Below are 17,896 nucleotides of genomic sequence, written 5' to 3' on the forward strand. Positions count from 1 at the left end.
ATGAGCAGCGCCATCACGCCGCCGATCAGGAAGAACGCGAACGACGTGACGAGATACATCGTCCCGATCGTCTTGTGGTCGGTGGTCGTCAGCCAACGGACGGCCCTGCTGTGTCTGATCCTCTTCACGTCCCGCCTGTGTCCGTCCGCCGCCCGTCGGTCACACTCGGACGGCGCGAGGAGGATCACGGAAGAAGGGTGTGACGATCCGGGTGGTGCCGGACACGAACCGAACATGAGCAACGACGAGATCTTCGCCGCTGCCTATCGCGAGCACTACTGGGCGGTCAGCCGCTATGTCGCGAGGCGACTGCAGGGGCGGGCCGACGAGGTGGAGGAAGTGGTGGCGGAAGTGTTCACCGTCGCCTGGCGGCGCCGGGGCGACCTGCCGGACGCGCCGCTGCCCTGGCTGTACGGGGTGGCCCGCAACTGCCTGGCGAACGCGGTACGCGGCTACGGGCGCCGGCGCCGGCTGCTGGACCGGCTCGGCAACGACGAGGCCGCGCACGGCCGGCACATCGTGGCCAGTCCCGACACCGACGCCCCCGGAGCCTGGGTGCACGAGGCCCTGAACCGGCTGTCCCCGGCGGACCAGGAACTGCTGCGCCTCGCCGCGTGGGAGGAGCTCGCGGTCGACGAGATCGCGGTCGCGGTGGGCTGCGGCAGCCGGGCCGCGGCGATGCGCCTGCACCGGGCGCGCGGCCGCCTCAGGGCCGAGATCGACCGGATGCGTCCCGCGCCGGCGCCCGGGCCCGCACCGCATCCCGCCCCGGCGCCCGACCGCGCCGAGGCGCGCCTCTGCAAGGACCACTGACATGGCCGACGAACTCGAACTCCTGCGGAGCGCCGACCCGGTGCCCGCCGACAGCCCCGGCTTCGGCGACGGACCGCTGGACCGGCGCGCCGAGGACAGGCTCCGGCAGCTGCTGCGCGACGACCGCCCACGGCGCGGGTTCCGGCTGCTCCCGGAGCTCCCGGGCCGTACCCCGCGCACCCGGCTGGCCTGGGGCCTCGCCGCCGGCGCCGCCGTCCTCGCGCTCACCCTCGACGCCGTGCTCGGCGGCACGGGCACCCCGCGGGCCGTCGCCGCGCCCCGGCCGCTGACCGTCCACGTGCACTCCACGCCCGTGCCCCTGACGACGATGGCCGCCCTCGCCGACGCGGCCGCGGCGGACGGCTCACCGGGCCTGCGCAAGGGCACCCACGTGCAGTCATGGAGCCTCGGCATGAGCGACGACAAGCCGCCGGTGACCCTCCCGGAGGAACGCGTGGTGCGCTGGCGGGCGGACGCCTCCCACACCGAACTCGTCGTCGCGACCGACCCCCGCACACCGGGCCGCCCGGTACTCACCGACGAGGGCGACGGACCACCGCACCAGGTGGCGGACGGCCATGTCATCAGCCGGACCACCTTCCCGCCGAGCTGGAGCGACGCCCCGCCCCAGGCGGCACCGCCGCGCACGGCCGAGGCTCTCGCCGCCTACCTCACCGAGGTCGTCCGCCCCGGGATCCACCCCGGCAAGTCCCCGCTCAGCACGGTCGAACTCCTCGACGGCGTCGGGGAGCTGCTGGACCACTGGACCCTCGGCGCCCGCGAGTCGGCGGCCGTCGTCCGGCTGTTCGCGAAGGCCCCGGGGCTGCGGCCGGCCGGGCAGGTGACCGACCGGCTCGGCCGCGCCGGCCAGGCGTACGTGTACGACGCCGGCGGCGTCCGGCGCATGCTGATCCTGGAACCGCGTACCGGCGCCGTCCTCGGCATGGAGGCCACCTTCACCCGGGACGACCCCGAGTACGGCGTGCGGGCCGGGGACGTGATGGGCTACAGCGCCTGGATGCGCTGATCACACCCCGAGCTGCCGGGCGGCGGCGTCGACGGTCTGCTCCAGCAGCGTGGCGATCGTCATCGGTCCGACACCGCCCGGCACCGGCGTGATCAGCGAGGCCCGCTCCACGGCCGAGTCGAAGTCGACGTCGCCCACGTTCCCCGCGTTGTAGCCGGCGTCGACGACGACCGCGCCGGGCTTGACGTCCTGCCCGCGGATCAGCCGCGGCCGGCCCACGGCGGCGACCACGATGTCGGCCTCGCGCACCGCCGCGGACAGGTCGCGGGTGCGCGAGTGGCAGTACGTCACCGTCGCGTCCCGGGCCAGGAGCAGCATGCCCACCGGCTTGCCGAGGATCGCGCTGCGGCCCACGACCACGGCACGCTTCCCGGCCGGGTCGACGCCGTACGCGTCCAGCAGCCGCAGGATGCCGCCCGGCGTGCAGGAGACGAAGCCCGGCAGCCCGAAGCTCATGGTCGCGAACGAGGCGAAGGTGACCCCGTCGACGTCCTTCTCCGGCGCGATCGCCTCGAACGCGGCCCGCTCGTCGACGTGGTCGCCCACCGGGTGCTGGAGCAGGATGCCGTGCACGGTCGGGTCCGCCGACAACTCCCGCAGGGTGCCGACGAGTTCGGCGGTCGTCGTGTCGGCCGGCAGTGCCACGTGCCGGGAGGCGATGCCGGCCTTGCGGCAGCGGTTCTGTTTCATGCGGACATAGGTCACGGACGCGAGGTCCTCGCCGACCAGCACGGTCGCCAGACACGGCGCGACGCCGGTACGCGCGGTCAGGCCCGCGGCCTTCTCGGCGGTCTCCTCGACGATGCGGCGGGCGAGGGCGGTTCCGTCCATGAGACGGGCCTGGGTCATGCTGCACACTCCTGAGCTGGATCGTTTCACCTCGCCCAGGCGCGCGGCAGCCACCACGGGCCGCTCCCCGGTGGTACTCCACCTCAGCGCCAGTCACGGCCCGCGTACAGGGTAACCGAGCCCCGCGTCCCCGGCGTCCGCCGGCTTCGCCACCGGTCAATTCCCCCGAGGCGCGGGCGACTTGAGCGCGACCGGTGACTACGGGCACCTCATCGCGGCCGCGCGTGCCGCGTCCGGTGCGCGTGCGGCAGCGGAGGACGCGTCCGGCGGGGCGCCGCCCTCAGCGCCGCCCGCACGAGAGCGGCGGACAGCTGCAGACCTGCCGCGGACACCGGCGACCGCCGCCGGGGCCGCGCCCGCCCCAGGGCCGCGCGGGCCGAGAGGGTCCAGGTCAGCCGGGAGCTGACCTGGACCCTGCCGAACCGTCTGCCTATTCGTCCCATGCCTGGATCATGATCTGCTCGGCGATCTTCCCGTCCCGCAACGTGATCATGGACTCGGCGAGGACACGGGTGCCGTCGCCGTACTGGCAGGTCTCGGTGAACGCGGCGTGGTCGCCCTGCACCACGCACCGGTCCAGCTTGTGCGTCATGTCGCGGCTGTAGACGTCGTCCAGCAACTCCGCTATCTCACCGCGGCCGTGCAGGATCTTGGGGTGGCTCGGCTGGGTGTTGCGGTCGATGATGCGAATCTCCGCGTCGTCGGCGTACAGGGACAGCAGTGTGTTCCCGGTGTTCCCCTCGATGCCACGGCGCAGTGTCTCGGTGTCGAAGGCGGAGCCTGTCGCGGTGCCCATGGTGACCTCCTTCAGCGACCGCGGCCCGGCGGGGAGCGGGCCGCCCGGGTCCCACCTTCGAGGCTCCTCCGGCCCGGCGGCCCCGGCAAGCGCAGGCGCTGCGCTCCGCCTCACGGGTGAGCGCGGTCCGCCACCCGTGTCCGGCCGGGGGCCGCCGCCGTTGCTGAGGGCATGATCTCAACACGACGTATCGGCGCCGCCCTCGGCCTCGCCGCCGGGGTCACGGGCCTGGCCGCGCCACTCGCGAACGCGGCCGACGCGAGCGCACCGCACACCGGGCAGATCAACCCCATGGCCGTGCTCGACTCGCTGGCCGCCAGTGACATTCCCGCGCAGGAGCGGTCCCAGCTGCCCAAGGTCTCCGACCAGATGCGCTCGCTGAACCAGCTCAGCGAGCTCAACCGGCTGAGCGAGCTGCACCAGATCACCGACCTCGCGGCCCCCGTGACCGGCCTGCTGCCGGCCGTCGAGGCCTGAGCGCCCACCGTTCGCCCGCGGATCCCGGGGCCGTCCTCCGCAAGGGGGGCGGCCTCACGCCTGTGCGGCCCCGATGCCGGTGCCGTCGCCGGCCCGCAGCGCCGGCCAGTCCCGGGCCAGGGCGTACACCGACGCGGGCGCCGGGCCGGCGGGGAGGCAGCCGGGGACCATGCGGCTCAGGACGTCTTCCGGGCCCAGCTCCAGCCAGGTGCGGACCCCGTCCCGGTGCAGCCGGCCGACCGCGTCCGCGCACCGGGCCGGCGTGCGCGGCAGCCAGAACTCCGGCTCGGCGGTCTCACCGCCCACCGGGCGGGCGGTCACGTCGGAGAACAGCGGGAGGCGCGGCGGGCCCGGATGGAGGGTCGCGAGCGTCCGGCCGTAGGCGGCGAGGATCTGGTCCGCGCGGGCCCGCCGAGCCGTGGTGCCGGGCAGCCCGCCCAGCAGCCGCGCCAGGGTGCCCACCGCATGGCAGGCGTCCGCGAGGGAGAAGACCCCGGCGGCGTACGCGGCGGCCATCCGCCCGGCCGCGTGCCCGAACAGCACGTCGGGCCGCACGCCCCAGCCGCGCAGGAGCCGGTACTGGGCCACCTGGAGCGCGAAGACCGCGGGACCGGCGAAGGAGTCCCGGCCGAGGAGCGCCGACGTCCGCGTCCCCTCGGCGGCGAACATCACCGTTTTCAGCGGCAGTTCGAGATACGGGTCGAGGCGTGCGCACAGCTCGTCCAGCGTCTCGGCGAAGGCGGGGAAAGCCGCCGCGAGTTCCCGGCCCATTCCCGGCCGCGGCGAGGCACCGGCCGAGAAAAGGAATGCGATACGGCCGTTGCGGCCATCAGCGAGCATGCCCCTATTGAGGCACGGCCGGACGGATGTACACACCAGGCAAACTCCTGCACCCTGCAAAAAGATTGCCATCATTGAATGTTGTTATTCGGTCAAATTCTTGACTGATTCATACGCACCTCTTAGTGGGGTGTCGTGCCCGCCGCAACCACCGGGGCCGGAAAGATCCACGATCACCGCCGTGGTCCGTCCCCCTACCGCGCGGTCGCGCGTAGGGTCGGCGGGGAAGGCAGTCGATGGAAGGGGTCAGACCATGGCGCAGGAAGTGCGCGGCGTGATCGCGCCGGGCAAGGGCGAGCCGGTGCGGATCGAGACGATCGTGGTGCCGGATCCGGGTCCCGGTGAGGCCGTCGTGCGGATCCAGGCCTGCGGGGTCTGCCATACCGATCTGCACTACCAGCAGGGTGGTATCAACGACGACTTCCCCTTCCTCCTCGGTCACGAGGCCGCCGGTGTCGTCGAGTCGGTCGGTGAGGGTGTCACCGACGTGGCGCCGGGTGACTTCGTGATCCTGAACTGGCGTGCGGTGTGCGGTCAGTGCCGGGCCTGTCTGCGTGGGCGCCCGTGGTACTGCTTCAACACCCACAACGCCGGGCAGAAGATGACCCTGACCGACGGCACGGAACTCTCTCCGGCGCTGGGTATCGGCGCGTTCGCCGAGAAGACCCTGGTCGCGGCCGGGCAGTGCACCAAGGTGGATCCGGCCGTCTCGCCGGCGGTGGCGGGTCTGCTGGGCTGCGGGGTGATGGCGGGCATCGGTGCCGCGATCAACACCGGGAACGTCGGGCGCGGTGACACGGTCGCGGTGATCGGCTGTGGTGGCGTGGGTGACGCGGCGATCGCGGGGTCGCGTCTGGCGGGTGCGGCGCGGATCATCGCCGTGGACATCGACGACCGCAAGCTGGAGACGGCCCGCGCTCTCGGCGCGACCCACACCGTCAACTCCAAGGAGGGCGACCCGGTCGAGGCGGTGCGGGAGCTGACCGGCGGGTTCGGCGCCGACGTCGTGATCGAGGCGGTCGGCCGTCCGGAGACGTACCGGCAGGCCTTCTACGCCCGTGACCTCGCCGGCACCGTCGTCCTGGTGGGCGTGCCCACGCCGGAGATGAAGCTGGAGCTGCCGCTGCTGGACGTCTTCGGCCGCGGTGGGGCGCTGAAGTCGTCCTGGTACGGCGACTGCCTGCCCTCGCGGGACTTCCCGATGCTGATCGACCTGCACCTGCAGGGCCGCCTGCCGCTGGACGCGTTCGTCACCGAGACCATCCGGCTGGACGAGGTCGAGAAGGCCTTCGAGCGGATGCACCACGGCGACGTGCTGCGCTCGGTGGTGGTCCTCTGATGACCGTACGCATCGAACGCCTGGTCACCTCGGGGCAGTTCAGCCTCGACGGCGGCACCTGGGACGTCGAGAACAACGTGTGGATCGTCGGTGACGAGCGCGAGGTGATCGTCATCGACGCCGCCCACGACGCCGAGGCCATCGCCGCCGCGGTCGACGACCGGCGGCTGATCGCGATCGTGTGCACCCACGCCCACAACGACCACATCGACGCGGCTCCGGCCCTGGCCGACCTCACCGGGGCGGTCATCTGGCTGCACCCGGACGACCTGCCCCTGTGGCGGATGACCCACCCCGACCGCGAACCCGACCGCCACCTCCTCGACGGCCAGGTCATCGAGGCCGCCGGCACCGACCTGACCGTCCTGCACACCCCCGGACACGCCCCGGGCGCGGTCTGCCTGTACGACCCGGGACTCGGCGCCGTCTTCACCGGCGACACCCTCTTCCAGGGCGGACCGGGCGCCACCGGACGCTCCTTCTCCCACTTCCCGACGATCATCGACTCCATCCGCGACCGGCTGCTCACCCTGCCGCCGGAGACCAAGGTCCTCACCGGCCACGGCGATTCCACCACCATCGGGGCCGAAGCACCCCACCTGGAGGAGTGGGTCAAACGCGGGCACTGAGCCCCGCTACCGCCGTAGGATCACGATCATGCCCACCGACACGCTCGTGACCCTGCACGGCATACGCGTCCTGCGCTGCGCCTCCGACGGACCGTCCCTCGACGGCGAGGGCGCGGCGCTGGACCTGATCGGCGACGCGCTCGGGCACGACGCCCAGCTGGTCGAGGTGCCCGTGGAGCGGATCGCGGACGACTTCTTCCGGCTGCGGTCGGGTGTCGCGGGCGCCGTCGTCCAGAAGTTCGTGAACTACCGGCTGCGGCTCGCCGTCGTCGGTGACATCTCCGCCCACGTCGAAGCCGGCGGCGCCCTGCGGGACTTCGTGTACGAGTCCAACCAGGGCGACCAGCTGTGGTTCCTCGCGGACGCGGGCACCCTCGCCGAACGACTCGCCCGCTAGGGCCTGTCTGACCATGCGCGTCTGCCGCGTGACGTCATGCACGCACTCTCGCCGCCTCGGTCCCGGACCCGAGTACGTCCGGTACGAGGGCCTGGGTCCGGCACGCCGAGAGCACGCACCTGACGCCGCGGCCGTACGGCGGCCCTGAACCGGATGTCAGGCCGACGCCCTCGCCAGCACCTCAAGGACCCGCTCGGTGTCGGCCGCGGTGGTACGCCAGTTGCTGAACGCGGCCCGCAGCCCGGGCACCCCGCCGTAGACCGTCGGCGTCACATACGCCTCCCCGGACTCGGCGACCGCCCGGGCCAGCTCGGCCACCCGCTCCCCGGTCGGCTCCCCGGCGAGGGTGAAGCAGACGACGTTGAGCCGGACCGGGGCCAGCAGCCGCAGCCCCGGCAGCGCGTCGACGCCCTCGCCGAGCCGGCGGGCCAGGGCCACGTTGCGCTCCACGATCTCCCGGTGCCCGGCACGCCCGTACGCCACCAGCGAGAACCACGCCGGCAGGGCCCGCAGCCGCCGGGAGTTCTCGGGAGTGAGATGAAGGAAGTCGGGCTCGCCCCCGGGCAGGCCCAGATACGGCGAGGCGTTGTGGAACACCTTCACCTGCAGATCGCGGCGGCGGGTGAACTGCACGGCCGCGTCATAGGGCACGTTGAGCCACTTGTGCAGGTCCACGCAGACGGAGTCCGCCGCGTCGAGACCGTCGACCAGCCCGGCGTACGCGGGCGAGAGCGCGGCGAAGCCGCCGAACGCGGCGTCGACGTGCAGCCAGAAGCCATGGCGCTCCTTCAGCGCGGCGATCGCCCGCAGATCGTCGAAGTCCACGGTGTTCACGGTGCCCGCGTTCGCGACGACGATCGCGGGCCGTCCGGCCAGGTCCGCCAGTGCCGACTCCAGCGCGGCCACGTCCACGGCCTCCCGGTTCCCGGGCAGGAGGGGCACCTGCCGCAGCCGGTCCCGGCCGATGCCCAGCACCGACATCGCCTTGGCCACACTGGAGTGCGGGCTGCCGGAGAGCACGTCGACCGGGCCCAGCGCGGCCGCGCCGGCGCGCGAGACGTCCACGCCGAGCCGCTCGCCCAGCCACTCCCGGCCGAGGGCCAGGCCGACCGTGTTGGACATGGTCGCGCCGGTCACGAAGGTCCCGCTGTGCGCCTCGCCCAGCCCGAACAGCTCACGCAGCCAGGCCACGGTCTCCCGCTCCAGCTCCTGCGCCCACGAGCCGCCGGCGCCGGACAGGTTCTGGTCGAACGCGGAGGTCAGCCAGTCCCCGGCGACCGAGGCGGGCGTCGCGCCCCCGGTGACGAACCCCAGGTAGCGGGGACCGGCGGAGCCGGAGAAGCCGGGCGCCCACCGCTCGGCGAACCGGGCGAGGGCGGCATCGCCACCCGCGCCCTCCTCCGGGAGCGGAGCGCGTCCGGGCACCCGCCCCGGCGCGGCGACCGGCCGTCCGTCCGTGTCCGCCGTCTCGCGGGCGGCGAAGTCACGAGCGGACTGCAGCAGTTCGGGGAGCCGGGCCAGGTCTCCGGCGAGTACGTGGTGCATGCGGCGCAGCGTAGACCGCGGGGCAGGCCCCGCACCCGGTCCACTTCGGGAGAACTGGACCGGTCCGCGCCCGAAGGACCGGCGGCCGGCTCACCGGCGACGAAGTTCACCGTTTCGTCACAGGGCGGCCGGAACCACAACCCTCGCACCCCCGTACAGGTCTAGCTTGCCGGGATCGCGGGAATCGCGCAGGGAGACACCGGGGGCAGGCCCCGGGCGAAGGGGAGAAGGGGGAGGGTCCTCATGGGGGACATACGCAGACGAGGTGTCGTCGCTCTGGGCGTCACGGGGCTGGTGGCGCCGCTCACGCTCGCCCTCACCGCGGCACCGGCCCAGGCCGCGAGCTGCACCACACAGGCGGGCCCGTACCAGAAGCAGGTGGAGAAGTTCCTCGGCCGGCCGGTGGACGGCCGGCAGTCCGCCGCCGACTGCAAGGCCGTCCAGGCCTTCCAGAACAAGCACGGCATCACGCCCGCCATCGGCTACGCCGGGCCCGTCACCTGGGGCGTGATGGACCTGATGAACAAGCAGAAGGCCGTCGGGAAGAACCCGAACAAGGACGGTACGTGCCCGGTGAACAAGGGCCGCGTCGCCTGCGTGAACCTCACGCTCCAGCTCTCCTGGATCCAGGACGGCGGGAAGCTCGTCTACGGCCCGGTGCCGGTGCGCACCGGCCGCAAGGGCTATGTCACCCGCACCGGCCTGAAGAAGATCTACTGGCGGGACATCGACCACGTCTCGAACCTCTACGACGTGCCGATGCCCTACAGCCAGTTCTTCGACGGCGGCCAGGCCTTCCACTCGGTCGGCCTGAGCATGTGGAACCCGCCCGGCTCGCACGGCTGCGTCAACATGACCACCACGGACGCCAAGAAGTACTGGTCGCTGCTGAGGACGGGCGACGACGTCTTCGTGTACGGCCGCAAGCCGGGCACCTGATCCGCCGCCGCCCGGGACCTCAGTCCCGCGGCGCGTCCCCGAAGTCGGGGATCGCCAGCCGGACCCCGCCCTGCCGCGCGGACTCGTGCGCGACGATGCCCGGCAGGGTGTAGCGGGCGGCGACCCAGGCGTTGACCGACGGCAGCGTGCGCGTGTTGACCGCGGTGACGAAGTCGTCCGCCAGGAAGTGGTGGCTGCCCTCGTGCCCGTTGTGCATCCCGTCGAACTCGCGCGGCAGCCGCGAGCGGTCGTGCACCGGCGCCGAACCGGAGGTGAAGGCGGCGCGCAGTTCGGGCGCGACGTGCCGGAGCGAGGGGTCGTCGGGGGAGAGGCCCGGCCCCGGCTCCAGCAGCTCGCTGATGTCCTTCACCCCGTTCTTGTCCTGCCACAGCGCCACCGTGGCCAGCTGCTCCATGCTGGCCTCCGTGCCGAAGAACCGGAACCGGGACTCGCGGATGTGCGAGGGGTAGCCCACCCGCCGGAACTCGTTCGTGCGGAACGAGCCGCCGCCCGCCACCTCGAACAGGGCGGTCGCGTTGGACACGTCGTTGTCGAACCGGCTGACCGAACGGTCGAAGACGCCGTCGTCGCGGTCGTCCCGCACCCCGATCGCCGACACGCTCACCGCGTGCGTCCGCCAGGCTCCCAGCACCCCGCCGACCGAGTGCGTCGGGTACAGCAGCGGGGGATAGCTGGCGGTCTCCTTCCAGCGCTCGCCGCCGCTGTACCGGTACGCGTCGTAGAAGCCGAGGTCCATGTCGTGGACGTAGTCGCCCTCGGCGTAGAAGAGCCGGCCGAAGGCCCCCTGGGCGATCTGGTTGCGGGCGTGCACGGTCGCCGGGTTGTACTGGCTGGTCTCGCCCATCATGTACGTCAGCCCGGTGGCCCGGACCGCGTCGATGATCGCGGCCGTCTCCTCCGTGGTGATCGCCATCGGGACGGCCGAGTACACGTGCTTGCCCGCGTTCAGGGCCTGGAGGACCAGCGGGCCGTGCGTCCAGCGCTGGGTGAAGATCGCGACCGCGTCGATCCCGGGCGACTCCAGCATCGCCTCGTACGACGGGAAGGTGCCGGCGAGCCCCTGCTCGGCCACGAGCCGTTCGGCCCGTTCGGGGAGCAGGTCGGTGACATGGACGTCACGGACGCCGGGATGGGCGTGGAAGAGGGCGGCGAACTGGCCGGAGAACTGCCCGGCGCCGACGATGCCGAGGGAGAAGGTCATGCCCGTTACTTTCTCCACGGAAGAATTGAGGCGTCAAGGGGCGGGACAGAGCCTGCCCTGTCCCCGTGCGGCCGCTGTAGTGTGCCGATGTTACTTCTGATCCGGAAGAAAAAGGGAGGTGGGCCGGGATGGGCAGCTGGGTGCCGCTGAGCCCCGCGGAGCGCTCCGTGGCGATCGAGGTCCTGGTCCACGGACCGCTGTCGCGGACCGAGCTGGCCCGGCGCCTGCGGCTCTCCCAGGGCAGTCTCACCCGGCTGACCAAGCCGCTCATCGAGTCCGGCCTGCTGGTCGAGGCGCCCGAGGCGGGCGGCACGGCCGGGAGCCGGCAGGGCCGCCCCTCCCAACCGCTCGACGTCGTCGCAGGGTCCCGCTCCTTCCTGGGCTTCAAGATCACCGGGGACCGGGTCCACGGCGTCGTCACCACCCTGCGCAGCGACATCACCGGCCGCCTCGACCGCCCGCTGACCAGCCACGATCCGGACGCCGTCGCCGGCCTGCTCGCGGAGATGACCACCGAACTGGCCGCGCGCCGCCCCGCCCCCACGGGTATCGGCATCGGCGCCGGCGGCCGGGTGCTGGAGCGGGCGGTGGTCGGGGAGTCGCCCTACCTCGGCTGGACGGATGTACCGCTCGCCGCTCTCGTAGAGGAGCGCACGGGGCTGCCGGTCGTCGTGGAGAACGACGTGGCCGCACTGGTCGAGGCCGAGACCTGGTTCGGCGCGGGCCGGGGGCTCGACCGGTTCGTGGTCCTCACCATCGGCGCCGGCATCGGCTACGGACTGGTGCTCGGCGGCCGGCGGGTGCCCCACGACGAGGAGGACCGGGGCTTCGGTCGGCACTGGATCATAGATCCGCACGGCCCGCTCACCCCGGACGGCGCCCGCGGCAGCGCCGTGTCCCTGCTCACCATCCCCAGCATCGAGTACCAGGTCCGCGCCGCCACCGGCCGGGACACCACCTACGCGGAGATCCTCCGGGCCGCATCCGAAGGCGAGCCCCTGGCCTCCCGGGTGGTCGGCGAGGCCGCCCGCGCCCTGGGCACGCTGGTCGCGCAGATCGCCAACTTCGCGATGCCGCAGAAGATCCTGCTCGCCGGGGAAGGCGTCGGCCTGATGGATGTGGCCGGAAACACGGTCCACGAGACCGTCCGCGCCCACCGGCATCCGCTGGCCGCCCCGGTCGGCCTGGAGACCAGGGTCTCCGACTTCCACGACTGGGCCCGCGGGGCCGCCGTACTGGCGATCCAGGTGCTCGTGCTGGGTGAGGGGCGGGTGTGAACTCCCCTGCGCCGCTTGACAGGTTGACGTGATGAGCGCCACGGTCCGAAATGTCGGTATCACGTGTACTTACTCACAGCGCCTTCACGCCGACCGGCATATGCTTCACAGCATGTCCACCACTGTTGAAGCCGCCTACGAGCGATCGGCCGCGGAGGTCAACGAGGAGATCCGGGCCCTGTGGCACCGGTCGGGCGGGACACTGACCACCGAGCAGCGTGCGGAGTACCAGCGCCTCGTGATGGAGTGGGCCGCCGCGGCCCCGCGGTCGCACCGAGCGGCCTGACCCACCCGGCGCGCGCGCCGGACCGGCCCGGGCACCCGTGAGCGCACGGGTGCCCTTCTCGCAGCACCTCCAGGGCGCCGGCCCACCGCCGGGCCCTCAGCCCCACGTCGCCGAGTAGTACCGCTGATATGCCTTGCGGTCCTGCTCGGCCCTGATGTACCTGGTCGCGACCAGCGCGATCAGACTGCCCGCGACGACCAGCAGCCCCGGACCGACGTTCTTGGTGTCGGTCAGCCGCGCCAGCAGCGTGGTCGCCTCCGACGTGCCCGTGACCGGCGCGGCCGAACCCGGCGAGGCCGCGTTCGGCGCCACCGATCCCTGCGCCGTCGAGGCGGACGGCGCCGCGGAGGGGGCGGCACTCCCGCCGGCGCCCGGCGGCGACACCAGCAGCCGTACCCCGAGCGCCGTCAGCGCCTTGGTCACCGGCTGGAAGAACGTCGTCCCGCCGGTCTTGCAGTCGCCACTGCCGCCCGAGGTCACACCCAGCGCGATGCCGTCGGAGAACATCGGGCCGCCGCTGTCGCCCGGCTCGGCGCACACCGTGGTCTGGATGAGTCCGGTGACCGTGCCCTCCGGGTAGTTGACCGTCGCGTTCAGCGCGGTGACCTGGCCGTCGTGCAGGCCGCTGGTGCTGCCGCTGCGGAACACCCGCTGGCCCACCGTCGGATCGGCGACCCCGGTGATGCGTACGCCCTTGCCGCCGCCGATCGCGACGATCCCGGCGCCGTCGCCGGCCTTCCCCGAGGCGTACTGGACCAGGGAGAAGTCGTTCCCGGGGAACGTGCTGCTGACCGTCTGCCCGAGCTGCTGGTTGCCCTGGTTGTCGGCGAACCACGTCGAGCCGGCGGGACCGCAGTGGCCGGCCGTGAGGATGAAGTCCCGCTGCCCGTTGGTGACGTTGTAGCCGGCCGAGCAGCGGCCGCCGGTCGACAGGATCGGCAGGGCGCCGTTCAGCCGTGTGGTGAAGGCGCCCTTCGTGCGCTCCATGTGCACGAACGTGCCGATCCCCGTGGCGACTCGGCTCATCCGGGACCAGTCGGCGCCGGACACCGTGCTGTCGGCCTGCACCACGACCCGGTTGGTCCGGTAGTCCACCGCCCACGCCGTCCCGGCCACCCGTGGCGCCGAACGCAGCGTGGCCGCCGCCGACTTGAGCTCGTTCATGCTGTGCTGGACCACCTTCGCCTCGGCGCCCGCCCGGCGCACCGCGCGCGCGGCCGCGTCGTCGGTCACCGCGACGACCGGCCGCCCGTCGGCGCCGATCCAGCTGCCGGCCGTCCGTGCCGTGCCGAGCCGCGTCACCAGCGCGCTCCCGGGGTCCCCGCCCGTACCGGCGGAACTGAACGGTCTGGCGGACGCGGGCGGAGTCTCGTCGGCCATGGCCGCCTGGGTGACCATCGCGCCGCCCAGGAGAATTCCGCCGACCGCCGCCAGCCGTGTCACCCGCCGGACGAGGCGTCGTCGTGCGTGCCGCATGCATGGCTCCCGAAGCCGAACCCGAACGCGCGACACCCCTACGGGCATCGCGGGGCCCCCGGGTCGTCGAGGGCCCGCTCCTCCATACGCGGCCAGGCACGACGGCGTTCACCGGCGACGCGGAACTCCTCGGCGGGGTCAGCGCTTCAGGGCCACCCCGCCGAACATCGCGACCTCCTCCGGCTCGCCCTCCTGGCCGTCGTCCGGACGCCAGCGCGAGCAGGAGACCACGCCCGGCTTCAGCAGCTGGAGACCGTCGAAGAACCGGGTGACGTCCTCGGGGGTGCGCTGGGTCAGCTTCGGGGTCCCGTGCTCGTTCCAGAACTTCACCGCCTCGTCCACGTCGGGCATCGAGGGACGGGTGACCGTGTGCGACAGCACCAGGTGGCTGCCCGACGGCAGCCGGTCCGTCAACTGCCGTACGAGACCGTACGGGTCCTCGTCGTCGCCGATGAAGATGACCACGCCGAGCAGGATCAGCGCCACCGGACGGCTGAAGTCCAGCGTCTTCGAGGCGTGTTCGAGGATCGCGTCCACGTTGCGCAGATCCTCGTCCAGGTAGTCGGTGCGGCCCTCGGGCGTGCTCGTCAGCAGGGCGCGCGCGTGCGCGAGGACGAGCGGATCGTTGTCGACGTACACGATCCGCGACTCCGGCGCGACGCGCTGGGCGACCTCGTGCGTGTTGTCGGCGGTGGGCAGCCCGGTGCCGATGTCCAGGAACTGGCGGATGCCCAGATCGCCGGCGAGATGCCGCACGGCCCGGCCCAGGAACAGCCGGTCGGCGCGCGCGTACTCGCCTATGCCCGGATGCAGCCGGCGTATCTGGTCACCGGCCGCCCGGTCCACTTCGTAGTTGTCCTTGCCGCCGAGCCAGTAGTTCCAGATCCGGGCGGTGTGCGGCTGGCTGGTGTTGATGCGGGCACGCAGCGACACGGCCACGTCGTTGGTGGCTGCCGGGTTCTCGGTCACGGGGTCAGCTCCTGGGTGACTGGGCGGACGGAAGATGCAACACGCAATCTAGACGCATGAGTTGATTTCCGCCGCTGCTCCGCGCGTATGCGCGGGCCGAACGCGCCGGGCCGCTCACGGGAACCGGGCGCCGGCTGTGGCAGGGTCGGCGGGGCGGGAAACCGCGCCCGCACGGGTCGGGAAGGACTGAGGACCGTTGACCGCATTCACACTGCGCCCCGTCGGGCGCGTCGAGTCGTCGCTGACCGAACGGGCGGGGGCGCCCCGGCAGCCGGACGAGGGAGCCCCCGAGGCCTGGCTCGTCTTCGACGACCACTACGCCCCGGCCCTGCAGGGCCTGCGGCCCGGCACCGACGTGCTGCTGCTCACCTGGCTCCACCGCGCCGACCGCGACACGCTCGCGGTGCACCCGCGCGGTGACACCACCCGGCCGCTCACCGGCGTCTTCGCCACCCGAGCCCCCGACCGCCCGAACCCGATCGGCCTGCACACCGTCCACATCCTCGCCGTCGAGGGGAACCGCGTGCACGTCCGCAATCTCGAAGCCGTCGACGCCACCCCGGTCCTGGACGTCAAACCCCTGCTCACGCCTGATCGTTGACCATGCGAGACTGGCTGCCTGTGACCCATACCGATCTCGCTCTCCGCATCCACGCCGCCTCCCACCTGACCGGACGTTTCACCCTGCGATCCGGACGGACCGCCACGGAGTACTTCGACAAGTACCGGTTCGAGGCCGAACCCGTCCTGCTGGACGAGATCGCCCGCCGGATGGCCCCGCTGGTGCCCTCCGGCACGGAGGTGCTGGCCGGCCTGGAGATGGGCGGCATCCCGGTGGTGACCGCGCTCGGCCGGCACACGGGGCTGCCCTGCGCGTTCGTCCGCAAGGAGGCCAAGGCGTACGGCACCTGCCGCCTCGCCGAGGGCGCCGAGGTCGCGGACCGGCGGGTGCTGGTGGTGGAGGACGTGGTCACCAGCGGCGGGCAGATCGTGCTGTCGACCGCGGACCTGCGCCGACTGGGCGCCCAGGTGCACGAGGCCCTGTGCGTGATCGATCGTGAGCAGGGCGGTGCCGAGGCGCTGGCGGCCGAGGGCATCCGTCTGGGGTCCTTGCTGACCGCGGGGGATCTGCGCGCCGCCGCCTGACGAAGGCGGGGGGCGAAGCCGGGGGAGGGCGGAAAAGACGAAGGCAAGGAGGTCGATCACTCCTGGCCACCCCCAACCTATAGCGACACGGCCGGCCTGCCGCCGAAGGGCCCGGCGTAGGAATCGGAGTGCGCGCGCCTGGCGTGCCGCGGCCACCCGGGCCGTTCGTCCCGAGGCTCACGCGTCCGACGGCTCGCCCACCGTCCATTCGATCGCCGGGGGCAGCACCCGGCCGCACAGCGGGTTGCCCTCGGCGTCGGTGAGGGCGAGCCGCCCCACCAGCGCGCCGCGCCGCCGCGCCTCGGCGAGCACCTCGGACGGCACACCGGACAGCATCAGCTTGGCGCGCCGGAACATCCGGGGTGCCTCCTCCCGCGGCTGCCGCCCCAACCACGAGAGGTACACGAAACGCGCGCCGAGGCGGTTCTGCACGTAGGGGCCGCGCAGTTCACCTTCGCCGGTGAACGTGCAGGGAAGCGTCCATGCCACCGCCGGGGCGTCTCCCGGCTGCGGATCGAGCAGCTCGGCGGGCCGGTCCTTGCGCTGGACCGCGACCTCGATCCCACCGACCCCGGGAAAGTCCGCCCCGGCCGCACAGTGGCGGCCCGGCAGGGTATGGCCTTCGATGCGCAGTTGCATGCGGCCAGTGTGAGCGAGCCGGGGGAGGGGGCGCCACACAGCGGATTCGTCCCGCCGAAGGTCCCGTGGCCGGGCGTGGCGCGATTCGCTCGCCTTGAGGCATCGGCGGTTGGCAGACTGCTCTCCGGGCATTACACAGGAGCATGCCGCTACCTTGCGTCCTGCGACCGGACATGAGACGGGGCAATGCCGCGAGTGTCACTACGGCTTGGGGGGAGCCATGGCAGACACGGGTAAGCTGCCGGACGACCTCACCCGGCCCGACGGTGCGCTCGGCCGGGTGCTGAAGGCCTTCGGGCTGCAGTGGACGAACGTGGCCGTTCTGTCCGGCGTGCTCTTCAGCACCTTCGGCCTGGAGAAGTACATGAACTCCGGGGTCTGGACGATGTCGTCCGTCGCCTCCTTCTGCGTCGCGTACTTCTTCAGGCGCCAGGTCGTCGGGGGCCTGCCGAAGGTCACCGTGGGCTGCGTGACGGCAGCGGTTCTGCTGATCGGGTCGCCTGTGGCGATCACCGCGTACCGCGGGAGCGACGTGGGCGCGCTGCTGGCGGATCACCGCAATCTCGGGACCGCGTACCTGGCCTTCGCTCTGGTCGTGCCGCTGGCCGTGACGATCATCGCCTACAGGCGGCAGGAGGAGAACCTGGGGCGTTTCCTGCCGTCGGTCATCACACAGACCATCAACAGCGCGGTGCTGACCTCGCCTTTCTACCGGGAGGGCCAGAAGTACGTCGTCACGGTGGTCTCGCTGACCGGTGAAAAGGTGCTGCTGCGCACGGAGCTGAGTTACGTCGTGCACAACCGCCGTGCCGAGGCGCAGCAGTGGCAGGGGACCTTCGTCTCACCCGCATCACTCACCCGGTATCTGAGAGCCGCGATAGACGGCCGGGAACTCGACGTGACGGACCCGGACTACCTGTCCCGTCGGGGACTGCAGGTCACGCGCTCGATCGGCCCCCGCGGTCGCATCCGAGTCGAGTTCGACGCCGAAGAGGAGTTCCGGCTGCGGGACGACGAACTCTTCACCGCGTACGCGCCGACCGACTCCCTGCGCCTGGCCGTCGTCAACCCGTACCGGGACAGGGTCCGCTTCCACGTCGAGACCCTGTACCCGGTGAAAGCCGAAGCCGAGACCAACGACGAGGGACTGACCTGCGCCATCGAAACGGGACTTCTGCCCTACCAGGGGTTTCGGTTGCACTGGTCGCCCCTCACACCGGATTGAGGAGG

Annotated in this window: 21 protein-coding genes and 1 riboswitch; of the genes, 12 read left to right on the plus strand and 9 right to left on the minus strand. The window is 72.3% G+C overall.

All coding sequences use genetic code 11. The features are described from left to right. A partial coding sequence (locus ACZ7FF_RS11500; RefSeq protein WP_470812258.1) for a hypothetical protein occupies positions 1-188 on the minus strand: 188 nt, incomplete at its 3' end. A 46-nt stretch (positions 189-234) separates the two neighbouring features. Between ACZ7FF_RS11500 and ACZ7FF_RS11505 the strand changes: the two genes are divergently transcribed. Further along, positions 235-813: an RNA polymerase sigma factor gene (locus ACZ7FF_RS11505; protein WP_470811480.1), complete on the plus strand. Its 579-nt coding sequence runs from the start codon at positions 235-237 to the stop codon at positions 811-813. Position 814: 1 nt separating this feature from the next. After that, positions 815-1,840: a CU044_5270 family protein gene (locus ACZ7FF_RS11510; RefSeq protein ID WP_470811481.1), complete on the plus strand. Its 1,026-nt coding sequence runs from the start codon at positions 815-817 to the stop codon at positions 1,838-1,840. On the opposite strand, the gene ACZ7FF_RS11515 is transcribed toward ACZ7FF_RS11510, so the two are convergent. Further along, on the minus strand, positions 1,841-2,689 hold the full coding sequence (locus ACZ7FF_RS11515; protein WP_470811483.1) for a bifunctional 5,10-methylenetetrahydrofolate dehydrogenase/5,10-methenyltetrahydrofolate cyclohydrolase: 849 nt from the start codon (positions 2,687-2,689) through the stop codon (positions 1,841-1,843). It abuts the gene before it with no gap. 26 nt (positions 2,690-2,715) lie between these two features. Next, positions 2,716-2,796: riboswitch (ZMP/ZTP riboswitch) on the minus strand. A 323-nt stretch (positions 2,797-3,119) separates the two neighbouring features. Beyond that, positions 3,120-3,485: a nuclear transport factor 2 family protein gene (locus tag ACZ7FF_RS11520; protein ID WP_470811485.1), complete on the minus strand. Its 366-nt coding sequence runs from the start codon at positions 3,483-3,485 to the stop codon at positions 3,120-3,122. A gap of 171 nt (positions 3,486-3,656) precedes the next feature. Between ACZ7FF_RS11520 and ACZ7FF_RS11525 the strand changes: the two genes are divergently transcribed. Beyond that, complete coding sequence (locus ACZ7FF_RS11525; RefSeq protein ID WP_470811486.1) at positions 3,657-3,962, plus strand: hypothetical protein; 306 nt, start codon at positions 3,657-3,659, stop codon at positions 3,960-3,962. Between the two features lie 54 nt (positions 3,963-4,016). Here the strand turns inward: ACZ7FF_RS11525 and ACZ7FF_RS11530 are convergent, their stop codons facing one another. Further along, positions 4,017-4,802, minus strand: coding sequence for an acyltransferase domain-containing protein (locus ACZ7FF_RS11530; RefSeq protein WP_470811487.1), 786 nt, complete (start codon positions 4,800-4,802; stop codon positions 4,017-4,019). Positions 4,803-5,055: 253 nt separating this feature from the next. On the opposite strand from ACZ7FF_RS11530, the gene ACZ7FF_RS11535 reads away from it, so the two are divergent. From ACZ7FF_RS11535 to ACZ7FF_RS11545, 3 genes are read left to right on the plus strand one after another with little or no spacing between them, the layout of a single operon-like run. Further along, the gene (locus ACZ7FF_RS11535) at positions 5,056-6,141 is read left to right on the plus strand and encodes an S-(hydroxymethyl)mycothiol dehydrogenase (protein ID WP_470811489.1); all 1,086 of its coding nucleotides are present in this window, start codon (positions 5,056-5,058) and stop codon (positions 6,139-6,141) included. After that, positions 6,141-6,770: an MBL fold metallo-hydrolase gene (locus tag ACZ7FF_RS11540; RefSeq protein WP_470811490.1), complete on the plus strand. Its 630-nt coding sequence runs from the start codon at positions 6,141-6,143 to the stop codon at positions 6,768-6,770. Before ACZ7FF_RS11535 ends, ACZ7FF_RS11540 begins: the two co-directional genes overlap by 1 nt. A gap of 28 nt (positions 6,771-6,798) precedes the next feature. Beyond that, positions 6,799-7,167 carry a DUF4180 domain-containing protein gene (locus ACZ7FF_RS11545; RefSeq protein ID WP_470811492.1) on the plus strand — a complete coding sequence of 123 codons (369 nt, stop codon included), beginning with the start codon at positions 6,799-6,801 and terminating at the stop codon, positions 7,165-7,167. A gap of 156 nt (positions 7,168-7,323) precedes the next feature. Here ACZ7FF_RS11545 and ACZ7FF_RS11550 read toward each other — a convergent pair whose 3' ends face one another. After that, on the minus strand, positions 7,324-8,712 hold the full coding sequence (locus ACZ7FF_RS11550; protein WP_470811493.1) for a pyridoxal phosphate-dependent decarboxylase family protein: 1,389 nt from the start codon (positions 8,710-8,712) through the stop codon (positions 7,324-7,326). 243 nt (positions 8,713-8,955) lie between these two features. Between ACZ7FF_RS11550 and ACZ7FF_RS11555 the strand changes: the two genes are divergently transcribed. Beyond that, the gene (locus ACZ7FF_RS11555; RefSeq protein WP_470811495.1) at positions 8,956-9,651 is read left to right on the plus strand and encodes a L,D-transpeptidase family protein; all 696 of its coding nucleotides are present in this window, start codon (positions 8,956-8,958) and stop codon (positions 9,649-9,651) included. Positions 9,652-9,670: 19 nt separating this feature from the next. Here the strand turns inward: ACZ7FF_RS11555 and ACZ7FF_RS11560 are convergent, their stop codons facing one another. Then, positions 9,671-10,873 (minus strand): Gfo/Idh/MocA family protein, encoded by a 1,203-nt coding sequence (locus ACZ7FF_RS11560; protein ID WP_470811496.1) that lies wholly within the window; start codon positions 10,871-10,873, stop codon positions 9,671-9,673. Positions 10,874-11,001: 128 nt separating this feature from the next. Here ACZ7FF_RS11560 and ACZ7FF_RS11565 point away from each other — a divergent pair, with 128 nt between their 5' ends. Further along, entirely contained in the window at positions 11,002-12,150 is a 1,149-nt protein-coding gene (locus ACZ7FF_RS11565) for an ROK family transcriptional regulator (protein ID WP_470811497.1), read from the plus strand. A gap of 100 nt (positions 12,151-12,250) precedes the next feature. Next, positions 12,251-12,436, plus strand: coding sequence for a hypothetical protein (locus tag ACZ7FF_RS11570; RefSeq protein ID WP_470811498.1), 186 nt, complete (start codon positions 12,251-12,253; stop codon positions 12,434-12,436). A gap of 96 nt (positions 12,437-12,532) precedes the next feature. Here ACZ7FF_RS11570 and ACZ7FF_RS11575 read toward each other — a convergent pair whose 3' ends face one another. Both ACZ7FF_RS11575 and ACZ7FF_RS11580 read right to left on the minus strand, forming a co-directional pair. Continuing rightward, positions 12,533-13,912 (minus strand): S1 family peptidase, encoded by a 1,380-nt coding sequence (locus ACZ7FF_RS11575; protein ID WP_470811499.1) that lies wholly within the window; start codon positions 13,910-13,912, stop codon positions 12,533-12,535. 138 nt (positions 13,913-14,050) lie between these two features. Then, positions 14,051-14,881: an SAM-dependent methyltransferase gene (locus ACZ7FF_RS11580; protein WP_470811501.1), complete on the minus strand. Its 831-nt coding sequence runs from the start codon at positions 14,879-14,881 to the stop codon at positions 14,051-14,053. A 196-nt stretch (positions 14,882-15,077) separates the two neighbouring features. Here ACZ7FF_RS11580 and tsaA point away from each other — a divergent pair, with 196 nt between their 5' ends. Further along, entirely contained in the window at positions 15,078-15,482 is a 405-nt protein-coding gene (gene tsaA / locus ACZ7FF_RS11585) for a tRNA (N6-threonylcarbamoyladenosine(37)-N6)-methyltransferase TrmO (RefSeq protein WP_470811503.1), read from the plus strand. A 20-nt stretch (positions 15,483-15,502) separates the two neighbouring features. Beyond that, on the plus strand, positions 15,503-16,027 hold the full coding sequence (pyrE, locus tag ACZ7FF_RS11590; protein ID WP_470811504.1) for an orotate phosphoribosyltransferase: 525 nt from the start codon (positions 15,503-15,505) through the stop codon (positions 16,025-16,027). Positions 16,028-16,204: 177 nt separating this feature from the next. On the opposite strand, the gene ACZ7FF_RS11595 is transcribed toward pyrE, so the two are convergent. Then, positions 16,205-16,666 (minus strand): DUF5990 family protein, encoded by a 462-nt coding sequence (locus ACZ7FF_RS11595; RefSeq protein WP_470811506.1) that lies wholly within the window; start codon positions 16,664-16,666, stop codon positions 16,205-16,207. A 220-nt stretch (positions 16,667-16,886) separates the two neighbouring features. Between ACZ7FF_RS11595 and ACZ7FF_RS11600 the strand changes: the two genes are divergently transcribed. Next, positions 16,887-17,891, plus strand: a complete 1,005-nt coding sequence (locus ACZ7FF_RS11600) for a hypothetical protein (RefSeq protein WP_470811507.1) — start codon at positions 16,887-16,889, stop codon at positions 17,889-17,891. Positions 17,892-17,896: the final 5 nt, after the last annotated feature.

This window comes from Streptomyces sp. NPDC037126 (genome assembly GCF_055605965.1).

Excerpts from the sequence above, each read along its gene's own strand:
- ACZ7FF_RS11510 (WP_470811481.1), top strand. The coding sequence starts at position 815 with ATGGCCGACGAACTCGAACTCCTGCGGAGCGCCGACCCGGTGCCCGCC.
- ACZ7FF_RS11555 (WP_470811495.1), top strand. The coding sequence starts at position 8,956 with ATGGGGGACATACGCAGACGAGGTGTCGTCGCTCTGGGCGTCACGGGG.
- ACZ7FF_RS11595 (WP_470811506.1), bottom strand. The coding sequence starts at position 16,666 with ATGCAACTGCGCATCGAAGGCCATACCCTGCCGGGCCGCCACTGTGCG.
- ACZ7FF_RS11600 (WP_470811507.1), top strand. The coding sequence starts at position 16,887 with ATGGCAGACACGGGTAAGCTGCCGGACGACCTCACCCGGCCCGACGGT.
- ACZ7FF_RS11550 (WP_470811493.1), bottom strand. The coding sequence starts at position 8,712 with ATGCACCACGTACTCGCCGGAGACCTGGCCCGGCTCCCCGAACTGCTG.
- ACZ7FF_RS11515 (WP_470811483.1), bottom strand. The coding sequence starts at position 2,689 with ATGACCCAGGCCCGTCTCATGGACGGAACCGCCCTCGCCCGCCGCATC.
- ACZ7FF_RS11525 (WP_470811486.1), top strand. The coding sequence starts at position 3,657 with ATGATCTCAACACGACGTATCGGCGCCGCCCTCGGCCTCGCCGCCGGG.
- ACZ7FF_RS11560 (WP_470811496.1), bottom strand. The coding sequence starts at position 10,873 with ATGACCTTCTCCCTCGGCATCGTCGGCGCCGGGCAGTTCTCCGGCCAG.
- ACZ7FF_RS11505 (WP_470811480.1), top strand. The coding sequence starts at position 235 with ATGAGCAACGACGAGATCTTCGCCGCTGCCTATCGCGAGCACTACTGG.
- ACZ7FF_RS11565 (WP_470811497.1), top strand. The coding sequence starts at position 11,002 with ATGGGCAGCTGGGTGCCGCTGAGCCCCGCGGAGCGCTCCGTGGCGATC.
- ACZ7FF_RS11545 (WP_470811492.1), top strand. The coding sequence starts at position 6,799 with ATGCCCACCGACACGCTCGTGACCCTGCACGGCATACGCGTCCTGCGC.
- ACZ7FF_RS11575 (WP_470811499.1), bottom strand. The coding sequence starts at position 13,912 with ATGCGGCACGCACGACGACGCCTCGTCCGGCGGGTGACACGGCTGGCG.
- ACZ7FF_RS11530 (WP_470811487.1), bottom strand. The coding sequence starts at position 4,802 with ATGCTCGCTGATGGCCGCAACGGCCGTATCGCATTCCTTTTCTCGGCC.
- ACZ7FF_RS11535 (WP_470811489.1), top strand. The coding sequence starts at position 5,056 with ATGGCGCAGGAAGTGCGCGGCGTGATCGCGCCGGGCAAGGGCGAGCCG.
- ACZ7FF_RS11520 (WP_470811485.1), bottom strand. The coding sequence starts at position 3,485 with ATGGGCACCGCGACAGGCTCCGCCTTCGACACCGAGACACTGCGCCGT.
- ACZ7FF_RS11540 (WP_470811490.1), top strand. The coding sequence starts at position 6,141 with ATGACCGTACGCATCGAACGCCTGGTCACCTCGGGGCAGTTCAGCCTC.
- ACZ7FF_RS11570 (WP_470811498.1), top strand. The coding sequence starts at position 12,251 with ATGCTTCACAGCATGTCCACCACTGTTGAAGCCGCCTACGAGCGATCG.